This window comes from Pseudomonas pudica (assembly GCF_015680405.1).
GTDB classification, from domain to species: Bacteria; Pseudomonadota; Gammaproteobacteria; order Pseudomonadales; family Pseudomonadaceae; genus Aquipseudomonas; species Aquipseudomonas pudica.
The window spans coordinates 1-12,882 of the sequence record NZ_JADLJS010000016.1 but is presented as its reverse complement, the minus strand read 5'-3'; the positions used below and the strand labels follow the sequence as shown (position 1 = coordinate 12,882).

Annotated in this window: 6 protein-coding genes; 5 read left to right on the top strand and 1 reads right to left on the bottom strand. The window is 64.2% G+C overall.

What is annotated here, in order from left to right; all coding sequences use genetic code 11:
• Positions 1-97 precede the first annotated feature (97 nt).
• Entirely contained in the window at positions 98-4,366 is a 4,269-nt protein-coding gene (locus IRZ77_RS13405; protein ID WP_196173656.1) for a DEAD/DEAH box helicase, read from the top strand.
• A gap of 253 nt (positions 4,367-4,619) precedes the next feature.
• Positions 4,620-6,239 carry an FMN-binding glutamate synthase family protein gene (locus tag IRZ77_RS13400; RefSeq protein ID WP_153671574.1) on the top strand — a complete coding sequence of 540 codons (1,620 nt, stop codon included), beginning with the start codon at positions 4,620-4,622 and terminating at the stop codon, positions 6,237-6,239.
• 123 nt (positions 6,240-6,362) lie between these two features.
• Here the strand turns inward: IRZ77_RS13400 and IRZ77_RS13395 are convergent, their stop codons facing one another.
• Positions 6,363-7,781 (bottom strand): amino acid permease, encoded by a 1,419-nt coding sequence (locus IRZ77_RS13395; RefSeq protein ID WP_108481795.1) that lies wholly within the window; start codon positions 7,779-7,781, stop codon positions 6,363-6,365.
• Positions 7,782-8,254: 473 nt separating this feature from the next.
• Between IRZ77_RS13395 and IRZ77_RS13390 the strand changes: the two genes are divergently transcribed.
• From IRZ77_RS13390 to IRZ77_RS13380, 3 genes are all read left to right on the top strand, one after another.
• Complete coding sequence (locus IRZ77_RS13390; RefSeq protein ID WP_046614771.1) at positions 8,255-11,404, top strand: transglycosylase domain-containing protein; 3,150 nt, start codon at positions 8,255-8,257, stop codon at positions 11,402-11,404.
• A gap of 89 nt (positions 11,405-11,493) precedes the next feature.
• Positions 11,494-12,039 (top strand): PadR family transcriptional regulator, encoded by a 546-nt coding sequence (locus tag IRZ77_RS13385; RefSeq protein WP_085601570.1) that lies wholly within the window; start codon positions 11,494-11,496, stop codon positions 12,037-12,039.
• The gene (locus tag IRZ77_RS13380) at positions 12,032-12,793 is read left to right on the top strand and encodes a siderophore-interacting protein (protein WP_046614773.1); all 762 of its coding nucleotides are present in this window, start codon (positions 12,032-12,034) and stop codon (positions 12,791-12,793) included. Before IRZ77_RS13385 ends, IRZ77_RS13380 begins: the two co-directional genes overlap by 8 nt.
• Positions 12,794-12,882 lie beyond the last annotated feature (89 nt).

Genomic DNA, 12,882 nt, shown 5'->3' with positions numbered 1-12,882 from the left:
AGCGGCCATGCCCGCGAAAGGGCCGGCACAGGACATAGCCGACCGGCCAGACGAACGGCCCCTTGCCAACCCGCCCCACACCCTCCATAACCAACACATGAACCTGCCCGCCAAACACCACCCGGTGCTCGAGCTGTTCCACCCCGCCGTGAGCACCTGGTTCCGTCGCCACTTCGCCACGGTGACCAATGCCCAGGCCCAGGCCTGGCCGTTGATCCATGCGGGCCAGTCGATGCTGCTGGCCGCGCCGACCGGCTCGGGCAAGACCCTCAGTGCGTTCCTGGCCGTGCTCGACGAACTGTTCCGCCAAGGCCTGGAGCGCCACGGCGAGCTACCAGCGCAAACCCAGGTGGTCTACGTGTCGCCACTCAAGGCGCTGTCCAACGATATCCGCCTGAACCTGCAAGCCCCGCTCGAAGGCATCAGCCAAGCCCTCGCGGACCAAGGCCTGAATGCCCCGCGCATCACCACCGCCGTACGCAGCGGCGACACCCCTCAGAAGGAGCGTGCCGCCATGCGCAAGCTGGCGCCGCACATCCTTGTGACCACCCCCGAATCGCTCTACGTGCTGATGGGCTCGGCTTCTGGCCGTGAAGGCCTGGCCAGCGTGCATACTGTAATCGTCGACGAAATCCATGCCTTGGCCGGCAACAAGCGCGGCGCTCATCTGGCACTGACCCTGGAGCGCCTGCAGGCCTTGTGCAACCGGCCGTTGCGGCGCATCGGCCTATCGGCCACGCAACGCCCGGTCGAGCGGGTGGCACAGTTCCTGGTCGGCAACGGCCGCCCCTGTGCAATCGTCGATGTCGGCCATGCTCGGCAGCGCGACCTGGCCATCGAGGTGCCGCCAGTGCCGCTGGGGGCAGTGATGGCCACCGATGTCTGGGGCCTGGTCTATGACCGCCTGGCCACCCTGGCGCGCGAACACCGCACCACCCTGGTGTTCGTCAACACCCGGCGACTGGCCGAGCGCATCACCCGCCACCTCAGCGACCGCCTGGGCAAGGAGGCGGTTGCCGCGCACCACGGCAGCCTGGCCAAGGAGCTACGCCTGGATGCCGAACAACGCCTGAAGAATGGCCAGCTGCAGGTGCTGGTGGCCACTGCTTCGCTGGAACTGGGCATCGATATCGGCGACATCGACCTGGTCTGCCAGATCGCTTCGCCAGGTTCGATCGCGGCCTTGCTGCAGCGGGTTGGCCGCGCCGGACACCAGGTCGATGGCGTGCCCAAGGGGCGCTTGTTCCCGACCTCGCGCGATGACCTCATCGAATGCGTGGCCCTGCTCGACTGCATACGCCGGGGCGAACTGGACGAACTGCACATTCCCCGGGCGCCGCTGGATGTGCTGGCCCAGCAGATCGTCGCCGAAGCCAGCAACCAGCCCTGGCACGAACAGGCCCTGTTCGACTGCCTGCGCCAGGCCACGCCATACGCCGAACTCGACCAGCAACATTACCAGGCCCTGCTGCGCATGCTCGCCGAGGGCTACAACGGCCGCCAGGGCGTGCGCAGTGCCTACCTGCACCGCGATGCGGTGAGCGGCACACTGCGTGGCCGACGCGGCAGCCAGCTGACCGCCCTGACCAGCGGCGGCACCATTCCCGACAACGCCGACTACGCCGTGCTGCTCGAACCGCAGGCGCTGAACATTGGCACCGTCAACGAAGACTTTGCCGTCGAGAGCATCGCCGGCGATATCTTCCAGCTGGGCAATGCCTCCTATCGCATCCTGCGGGTCGAGCCGGGCCGGGTGCGGGTGGAGGATGCCCAGGGCCTGCCACCTACCATCCCGTTCTGGCTGGGCGAGGCCCCGGGGCGCAGCGATGAGCTGTCTGCCGCAGTGGCCCGACTGCAGGCGCAGATCGACCAACAGCTGGCTGACAACAACCAGGCCGAGGTGCTGGCATGGTTGCAGGCTACCTTCGAACTGGGCGAAGACGCCGCTGGCCAGCTGCTCGACTACCTGGCCCGCACCCGCGAAGTGCTCGGCGCCCTGCCCTCGCAGGACATGCTGGTGATGGAGCGTTTCTTCGATGAGTCCGGTGGTACCCAGTTGATCATCCATTCGCCTTACGGCAGCCGCATCAACCGCGCCTGGGGCCTGGCCCTGCGCAAGCGCTTCTGTCGCACCTTCAACTTCGAGCTGCAGGCGGCTGCCAGCGAAGACGCCATCGTGCTGTCGCTGTCTTCCAGTCACAGTTTCGAACTGGACGACGTGTGGCGTTACCTGAATAGCCGCAGCGCCGAGCCGATTCTTGTCCAGGCGCTGCTCGATGCCCCGCTGTTCGGGGTGCGCTGGCGCTGGAACGCCAGCGTGACCATGGCCCTACCGCGCTTTGTCGGCGGTCGCAAGGTGGCGCCACAGATCCAGCGGATGAAGAGTGAAGACCTGATTGCCGCCGTGTTCCCCGACCAGATCGCCTGCCTGGAGAACATCGTCGGCGAGCGGCAGATTCCCGATCATCCGCTGGTCGAGCAAACACTCGACGACTGCCTGCACGAGGCGATGGACAGCGAAGGCTGGCTGGCGCTGTTGCGGCGTATGGAAAGCGGCACGGTGCGCCTGCTGTGTCGCGACCTGCCCGCTCCTTCGCCGCTGGCGGCAGCCATCCTCAATGCACGGCCCTATGCCTTCCTGGATGACGCGCCGCTGGAAGAACGGCGCACTCAGGCGGTGCTCAGCCGGCGCTGGAGCGAAGTGCAGAGCGGCGACGACCTGGGCGCGCTGGATGCCGATGCCATTGCCGCCGTCGCAGCCGAGGCATGGCCACAACCGGGCAATGCCGATGAGATGCATGAAGCGTTGATGGGCCTGGGGGCCATCAGTCAGGACGAAGTGCAGGGCAATGCCAGCTGGGAGCTGCTGCTCAGGCAGTTGGCCAAGGCCGGCCGGGCCTTGCGCCTGGTGGATGAAAAACTGTGGCTGGCGCGTGAGCGGTTGAACCTGCTGCAGGTGCTGTATCCCGGCTCCAGGCTTGAGCCTGCGTTGCAGGTACTGCCAGGCTTCGATCAGGCCATCGAGCCGGACATTGCGCTGGTCGAACTGCTCCGAGCCCGCCTGAGCGGCCATGGCCCGCTGACCCGTGCGCAGATTGCGGCAGCACTTGGCAAACCGCTGCCGGCCATCGAACAGGCACTGGCCCACCTGGAGGCCGAAGGCTATGTGCTGCGTGGGTATTTCAGCCCCGGCGCAAGCGAATTGCAGTGGTGCGAGCGCCATTTGCTGGCGCGCATCCACCGCTACACGGTAAAACGCCTGCGCCGGGAGATCGAGCCGGTCAGCCTGCAAGACTTCATGCGTTTTCTGTTCGACTGGCAGCACCTGGCTGATGACACGCGCCTTCGCGGCCCGCAAGCCGTGACCGAGGTACTTGGCCAGTTGCAAGGGTTCCCGAGTGCAGCCGGAGCCTGGGAGGCCGAATTGCTGCCGGCACGTATCAAGGACTACAGCCCACACTGGCTCGACGATGCCTGCCGCAGCGGGCAGTTCGCCTGGAGCCGGCTGGCGGCAACCGTGTCGAGCAACACCTTGTCGAGCACACCGCTGGTGCTGCTGCCGCGCGAGCATCTTGGGTTGTGGCGCAGCCTTGCCCCCCTGCCAGCACTTGATAGCCTCGGTACACGGGCGCAACGCGTCCACGAGGTGCTGAACACACATGGCGCGCTGTTCTTCGACGAGCTGGCACACGACGCCCACCTGCTGCCCAGCGAACTGGAGACGGCGTTACAGGAGCTGGTAGGCGCAGGCCTGGTGGGGGCCGACAGCTTCACCGGCCTGCGCAGCCTGATCACCCCGGCGGCGAAACGCACAGCGCGCAACAGCCGGCGCGGCCACCCGCCGCTGTCCAGCAGCATGTCCCAGGCCGGGCGCTGGGCCTTGCTACGCAGGGGCGCTGTAGACGACAGCCAGCGCCTGGAGCACATCGCCCGGGCCCTGCTTCGGCGCTATGGCGTGGTTTGCTGGCGCCTGCTGGAGCGCGAAAGCGATGTGCTGCCGCCCTGGCGCGAACTGCTGCGCTGCTATCACCGGCTGGAAGCACGTGGCGAGATTCGTGGCGGGCGCTTCATTGCCGGGCTGGCCGGCGAACAGTTCGCCTTGACGGAGGCGGTGGGGCTGCTGCGGCAGGTACGACGCCGTGAATTGGACGGGGCACTGGTGGTGGCAAGTGCCAGTGACCCGCTGAATCTGGTCGGGTCGTTGCTGCCAGGTGCGAAAGTGCCGGCGGTCAGTGGCAACCGTTTGTTGTATCGCGACGGAGTGCCGATAGCGGTGCGGGTGGCCGGGCACTATTCGTACCTGGTCGAAGCGCCGGCACAAGAGCAGGAATGCTGGCGGCAGAAGCTGCTGCGCGACTCTATCTGAATCCCTTGATGCTGATTTCAGGCATGCACAGCACCTGTAGGAGCAGCCCTGTGCTGCGAAGAAGCCATTATTGACGAAGGCAATGTGTACAAGGCTGCTCCTACAAAAGCCCGTCTTGGCCTGAACACTATTGCCAGGCTTGGCGAGAATGATTTTCGCTACCCCGATTTTAATTTGCACAGCCGTGCAACTTGGCTATGTTCGGGGTTTGCCCCAGGCCCTGAGCCTGACCGCGCCATCGCAAGGACCCTGTATGAGCCTGTCACTTCTCAGCCGCTATGCCTTCTTCGCCGCCTGTGTGCTGTTCACCCTGGCGACCCTGCCCTTCATCCACCACGAATGGTTGTGGCCGTTCACCCTGAGCACCGCCATCCTCAGCCTGATCGGCCTGTTCGACCTGTTGCAGCAACGCCACGCGGTACGCCGCAACTACCCGATCCTGGGCAACATCCGCTATCTGGTCGAGGCCATTCGCCCGGAAATCCGCCAGTACCTGCTGGAGGCTGACAGCGACGCCCTGCCGTTCTCCCGCGCCCAGCGCTCGCTGGTGTACGCACGGGCGAAGAACGAAGCCTCGGACAAACCTTTCGGCACCCTGATCGACGTGTACGAGTCCGGCTTCGAATTCATCGGCCACTCCATGCGCCCGGCGCCCTTGGCCGACCCGGCAAGCTTCCGGGTCATCGTCGGCGGGCCTCAGTGCAGCCAGCCGTACTCGGCATCGATCTTCAACATATCGGCGATGAGCTTTGGCTCGCTCAGCGCCAACGCCATCCGCGCCCTCAACCAGGGCGCCAAGCTGGGCAATTTCCACCATGACACTGGCGAAGGCAGCATCAGCCCCTATCACCGCGAGCATGGTGGCGACCTGGTCTGGGAACTGGGCAGTGGCTACTTCGGGTGCCGCACGCCGGACGGGCGTTTCGACCCCGAACGCTTCGCCGCCCAGGCGCGCAGCCCGCAGGTGCGGATGATCGAGATCAAGATGAGCCAGGGCGCCAAGCCCGGCCACGGCGGCATCCTGCCCAAGCACAAGGTAACCCGGGAAATTGCCGAAACCCGAGGCGTGCTGATGGGCGAAGACTGCATATCACCGTCGCGCCACAGCGCCTTCTCCACCCCCATCGAGATGATGCGGTTCATTGCCCGACTGCGTGAACTGTCTGGCGGCAAACCGGTAGGCTTCAAGTTCTGCCTGGGCCACCCATGGGAGTTCATGGGCATCGCCAAGGCCATGCTGGAAACCGGCATCCTGCCGGACTTCATCGTCGTCGACGGCAAGGAAGGTGGCACCGGCGCGGCGCCGGTGGAGTTCACCGACCACATTGGTGTACCGCTGCGCGAAGGGCTGCTGTTCGTGCACAACACCCTGGTCGGCCTGAACCTGCGCGACAAGATCAAGCTGGGCGCCAGCGGAAAGATCGTCAGCGCTTTCGACATTGCCAGCGTGCTGGCCATTGGCGCCGATTGGGCCAACTCGGCGCGCGGTTTCATGTTCGCCATCGGCTGCATCCAGTCGCAAAGCTGCCACACCAACAAGTGCCCGACCGGTGTCGCCACGCAAGACCCACTGCGCCAGCGCGCGCTGGTGGTGCCGGACAAAGCCCAGCGGGTGCTGAACTTCCATCACAATACCCTGCGTGCCCTGGCCGAAATGCTTGCGGCAGCAGGCCTGGAGCACCCGGCGCAGCTGGAGGCCAAGCACCTGGTACGGCGCATTTCAGCCACCGAGATCAAGCTGTTCTCACAGATGCATGTGTTCTTGAAGCCGGGTGAACTGCTGACTGGCGAGGTGAACGGGCAGTTCTATTCGCGCATGTGGCAATTGGCACGGGCCGACAGCTTCGAGCCGCACAGCGAGGTGGCGGCCTGATTGAACCTGGGGCTGCTACGCAGCCCATCGCGACACAAGGCCGCTCCCACAGGAGTACGCTATCTCTTGTGGGAGCGGCCTTGTGTCGCGAAAGGGCCGCAAAGCGGCCCCAGCCATTTCAGATCAGGAAGCAGTACTGGCTACACCCTGCGCGTCTTTCGGCGCCAGGCGGAACGCGTAGTACAGCACCGTCAGCAGCACCAGGAACGCCGGGCCGATGTACAGCGCCACGCGGGTATCCTCGAAGTACGCCATCAGGCCGACCACCAGCACCAGGAAGGCCAGCGCCAGGTACGAGCTCAGCGGCCACAGCCACATGCGGTATTTCAGTGCCTTGCGTTCAGTGACGCTGAGGCCTGCGCGGAACTTCAGCTGCGCCAGCAGGATCATCACCCAGGTCCAGATCGCGCCAAAGGTAGCGATCGAAGTCACCCAGACGAAGACCTTTTCCGGCACCAGGTAGTTGGCCAGCACGCCCAGCAGCAGCGCGCCGATCGACAGCAGCAGCGCGTTGCGCGGCACGCCGTTCTTCGACGTACGGGCGAAGGCCGCCGGGGCCTGGCCGTTCTGCGCCAGGCTGTAGAGCATGCGCCCGGTGCTGAAGATGCCGCCGTTGCACGACGACAGCGCTGCAGTGATGACCACGAAGTTGATGATGCCGGCGGCGGTCTTGATGCCCAGGCGCTCGAAGGTCATGACGAACGGGCTGCCCTGGCTGCCGATTTCGTTCCACGGGTAAATCGACAGGATCACGAACAGCGCACCGACATAGAACAGCAGGATGCGCCAGAATACCGAGCCGATGGCCTGTGGAATGGTCTTTTGCGGGTTGCGTGCTTCACCGGCGGTCAGGCCGATCATTTCCACGCCCAGGTAGGCGAACATCACCATCTGCAGCGACATCAGCACGCCGGTCACGCCATTGGGCATGAAGCCGCCGTTGCTCCACAGGTTGGAGATACCTACTGCCACGCCGTCATTGCCGAAGCCAAAGGCAATGATGCCGATGCCGCCAAGGACCATGGCGATGATGGTGACAATCTTGATCAGGGCGAACCAGAATTCGAATTCACCAAAGGCCTTGACGGCCACCAGGTTGACCGCACCCATGCTGCCCAGCGCCGCCAGGGCCCAGATCCAGCGCGGTACGTCGGGGAACCAGATGCCCATGTAGATGGCCACTGCGGTGATTTCGGCAACGCATGTCACCAGCCACAGGAACCAGTAGTTCCAGCCGGTAAGGAAGCCCGCCAGCGGGCCGAGATAGTCCTGGGCATAACGACTGAACGAACCGGCGACAGGGTTGTGCACGGCCATTTCGCCAAGGGCGCGCATGATCACCAGAATGGCCAGGCCGCCGATGATGTAGGACAGCATGATGGCGGGGCCGGCCATTTCGATGGCCTTGGCCGAACCGAGGAAAAGACCGACACCGATACAGGCGCCCAGCGCCATCAGGCGGATGTGCCGTTCGCCCAGTTCGCGCTTGAGCGGGCCGCCTTCGGTGGCCTGGCCGTGGGCAGGGTGGTTGCCGACTGGCATAGCAATACAACCTCATTTTGTTATTGGATTTGACCTTCGTGCAGCACCGGCCAGGCCGATAGGCATGGCGTTGGCTTGCCGAGCTGGCCTTGTGGGCCGGCCCGTGTGCCGGAATAGAGCGCCCGGCAAGGCGAAGGGGGCGAGCAGTATAGGAAGACCGTTGCAGGGTTTTTCGCTGTATAAACAGGAAAATTCAGCAAGATCTCTGGGGCCGCTTCGCCCCATTCGCAGCACAAGGCTGCTCCTACAAAGGATACGCATTCCCCCTGGAAAAGCAGCCTTGTGCTGCGAATGGGGCGCAAGCGGCCCCAAAATCGCCCGGCCAACATAGCAACATCGCCGTATGAAGAAACCCACACCAAAGCCGCATAGCCCTACGCCACTTTCCCGTCTCTTACAAATTTTTCACCTGACCCGCTCAACGTCTAAGCTTCAGACAAGCAAGACGAAAATACCTGGCCGGATAGAAGACTATGGGCGCACTGTGGCAATCGGAACCAAGCAGAACGGAAGCACCCGAGATACCTCCGGCCGAGACGCCACAACCCAAATCCCCCCGTCAGCGTCGGCTATGGTGGCGGCTGATCATCCTCATCCTGCTGGTGGCGCTGGTGGCCATCGGCTTCGCTGCGTATGACGAATTCCGCACCTCCAACCTGCAGTCGCGGGAATTCAGCAAGCTGGCCAGCACCCTCACCTATTCGCTGCAACCAGGCCCCAGCGATGCCATCGTGTACCCCGGCGAAGGGCCGTTCGATAAACGCCTGGGCTACAGCGCCCTGGGCGAATTCCTGCCGCGCCTGCTAAAGCGCGACTACCTGATCAGCGAGCAGGTGAGGTTCTCGCCGGCGTTGATGAACTACGTCGACCATGGGCTGTTCGCCCCCTATATCGAGAAAATCCAGGCTGGCCTGTCGATCACCGACTGCCGCGGCGACATGCTGTACCAGTACAATTACCCGCAACACCTGTACCCGGACTTTGCGGCGATCCCGCCGGTGATCGTCAACAGCCTGCTGTTCATCGAGAACCGCGACCTGCTCGACACCAAGGACCCACGCAACAACCCGGCCGTGGACTGGCCACGCTTCGCCAAGGCCGCCTACAGCCAGGTGGCCAAGTACCTGGCCCTGCCCGGCCAGTCCGCTGGCGGCAGTACCTTGGCCACGCAGCTGGAAAAGTACCGCCATTCACCAGACGGCCTGACCGTTTCCGGCGCCGAGAAGATCCGCCAGATGATTTCCGCCAGCGTGCGTGCCTACCAGGGTGGCCCTGACACCACGGAGGCACGCCAGCGCATCGTGCGGGACTACCTCAACAGCGTGCCGCTGTCGGCAGTGCCTGGGCATGGCGAAGTACATGGCATGGCCGAGGGGCTGCGGGTGTGGTACGGCGCTGACTTCGACCAGGTCAACCAGGCCCTGAACTCCACCGCCAGCGACCCCGAGAGCATGGCCGCACGCGGCCTGGCCCTGCGCCAGGTGCTGTCGCTGATGATTGCCCAGCGCCGGCCGTCGCACTATCTGTCCAAAGGGCGGCTCGAACTGGCCGAACTGACCGACGCGCACATCCGCGTGCTGGCCGCCAACAAGATCATCGAGCAGCCACTGGCCGACGCTGCACTGGCCAGCAAGGCGGTATACCGCGACTGGGTGGCGCAACCGACCATCGTGCCGATCGTCACCAACAAGGGCATCAGCCTGGCACGCAACCGCCTGGCGGCCATGCTCAACCGCCCCCTGTACGACCTCGACCGGCTCGACGTTTCGGCCACCAGTACCCTGCAGTCCGACCTGCAGCTGCAGGTCAGCCAATACCTGAAAAACCTTGCCGACCCCGAATTTGCAGCGCAGATCGGCCTGATCGGCGAACGCCTGCTCACCGCCAAGACCACCGATCAGGTGAGCTACAGCTTCACCCTGTTCGAGCGCACCGCCGACGGCTCGCGGGTGCGGGTGCAGACCGACAGCACCGATCAGCCCTTCGACATCAACGAGGGCAGCAAGCTGGAGCTGGGCTCCACCGCCAAGTTGCGGGTGCTCACCACTTACCTGGAGATCATCGCCGAGCTGCACGACAAGTACGCCGGCAAGCCTGCCGCCGAATTGAAGAAAGTCGAAGTCGCCGAACTTGACCGTATCAGCCAGTGGTCGCTGGAATGGCTGGCGCAGAACAGCAAGAACCAGAGCCTGGACGCGATGCTCGATGCGGCGCTGGAACGCAAGTATTCGGCCAACACCGGCGAAGCCTTCTTCACCGGCGGCGGCATGCATGTGTTCAACAACTTCCGCAAGGAAGACAACAGCCGCAATCCAACCCTCAAGGATGCATTGCGCGAGTCGATCAACCTTCCGTTCATCCGCCTGATGCGCGACCTGGTGCGCTACGTGACCTACCAGCAGCCGTACAACCGCGTGCCGCTGCTCAAGGACGACTCCGACCCGCGCCGCCAGGAATACCTGGCCCGTTTCGCCGACAAGGAAGGCACCAACTACCTGATGCGCTTCTGGAAGAAATACCAGCGCAAGACCTCGCAGCAGCGCCTGGACACCTTCCTCGACAGCATGCGCGTGACCCCACAACGGTTGGCGGCCGTGCACCGCTACCTGTTCCCCGAGGCTGGCCAGGAAACTTTCAACGCCTTCGTCCGCGCCCACCTCAAGGGTGACAAGATCGTCCTGGGCAAACTGACCGATGGCCGCCTGTCGGAGATGTACGACGCCTATGGCCCTGGCAAGTACGACCTGCCCGACCAAGGCTATATCGCCAAGGTCCACCCGCTGGACCTTTGGCTGCTGGGTTACCTGCTTAAGAACCCCGGTTCAACCTTGACCGAAATGGTCAATGCCAGCCGCTTCGAGCGCCAGGAGGTTTACGGCTGGCTGTTCAAGAGCCGCCATCAGGGCGCCCGTGACAGCCGCATTCGCACCATGGTCGAGATCGAAGCGTTCCTCGACATTCACCAGCGCTGGAAGCGCGTGGGCTATCCATTCGACCACCTGGTACCCTCGCTGGCCACCGCCATCGGCAGCTCGGGCGACCGCCCCGCCGCCCTCTCCGAACTGGTCGGCATCATCCAGAACGACGGCGTGCGCCTGCCGACCTTGCGGATCGACACCCTGCACTTCGCGGCCAATACGCCTTACGAGACCAAGCTGATCACCGACCCGGACCGGGGTGTGCGAATTCTGCCGGTCGAAGTGGCGCGCGCCCTCAAAGGCGCCATGTCGCAGGTGGTGGATGCCGGCACCGCGCGGCGTATTTCCGGCAGTTTCAAACTGCAGGACGGCACGCCACTGGTGATGGGTGGCAAGACCGGTACCGGTGACAACCGAATCGAAAGCTTTGGTGCCGGCGGCCGGCTGATCGGCTCACGCTCGCTGAACCGTACCGCCACCTTCGTGTTCTTCCTGGGCGACAACCACTTCGGCACCTTGACTGCGTTCGTGCCGGGGCGCTCTGCGGAGGCCTTCAAGTTCACCTCGGCGCTGCCAGTGCAGGTACTCAAGGGCATGGCTCCGATTCTCATGCCGTACCTGCAACCGGGCAATCCGAACGAGTGCAAGCCGCCGCAGGTGGCCATGCACACAGCCACGCCGCAAGAGGACACATCGAACAACTAGATGATAATCATCTGCAATTGAGGGCTTGTCTTCAGATATATCTTGAGTAATATCTTACGATATATCGCAAACGACGGAGCCCTGCCCCCATGCGCGAACATACCCCCCATGACCCCTTCGAGCGGCGCCCAGGTCGTGGCGAACGCGGCCCTCGCGTCTTCGCACCCGGCGACCTCAAGCTGCTGATGCTGGCTCTGCTCGCCGAGCAGCCAGGCCACGGCTACGACCTGATCCGACAGATCGAAAACCTGTTCGACGGCAGCTACAGCCCAAGCCCCGGGGTGATATACCCCACCCTCAACTTCCTGGAAGAGGCCGAGCTGATAAGCGGCCAGGTGCAGGGCAGCAAACGCCTCTATGCCATTACCGAAGCCGGCCGCACCGCCCTGGCCGAACAGGCCGTAGCACTGGACGGCGTGCGCATGCGCATCGAAGTCAGCAAGCGCGCCCTGCGTGGCCACGACCGCCCACCAGAGATTCATGAAGCGGTCGGTAACCTGCGCCACGCGCTGCACATGCACAGTGGCCGCTGGACACCGGAAGAAATCGAGCGGGTCCGCGACCTGCTCAACCACACCGCAAAGGCCATCGCCTCCGGGCCGACCGAACCTGTCAGGGAGACACCCCATGAGTGACACCATTCACCGCGTGAACCACGAAATCCGCCAACGCCGCCTGCAGGTGCTGCGGGTCACCGAACTGACCCCACGCATGCGCCGCATCACCCTCGGGGGAGCCGAGCTGCAGGGCTTCACCAGCGTGGGCAGCGACGACCACATCAAACTGCTGTTCGCCGAAACGCCGGAGCAACAGCAGGCCATCGAGGCTCGTAACCTGGGTCGAGAGGGTGGCGCGCGGCCTACCATGCGCGAATACACGCCACGGCGCATCGATCTGGTGGCCAATGAGCTGGATATCGACTTCGTGCTGCACGGCGATGGCCCTGCATCCACCTGGGCCGCCCAGGCGGCCCCCGGGCAAACCCTGGACATCGCCGGGCCGCGGGCTTCGATGGTGGTGCCGGACATCTTCGACAGCTACCTGCTGATCGGCGACGAAACCGCCATCCCGGCCATTGGCCGCCGCCTGGAGGAGTTGCCAGCGGGCCGCCAGGTACTGGCGGTTATCCAGATCGAAGACGAGCAGGAACGCCAGCCACTGCCAAGCAAGGCGCAGGTGGAGGTGATCTGGGTACGTCGCCAACAGGATGACTTGCTGGCGCTGGTGAAGAACCTGACCTTGCCGCAAGGCCGGTTGTTTGGCTGGGTGGCACTGGAAAAAGCCCTGACCCGGCAGGCCAAGGCACTGTTGCTGGAGAAAGGTTTGCCTGAGGATGCGCTCAAGGCTGTGGCCTACTGGCGTGCCGACGGGACTGCGGACGACGAGTGATTGATTATTGCTGCCCCGGCCCTGTCGCCGGCAAGCCAGCTCCCACAGGTACCCCGCAGCGTTCAAGGGCTGCGCAATTCCTGTGGGAG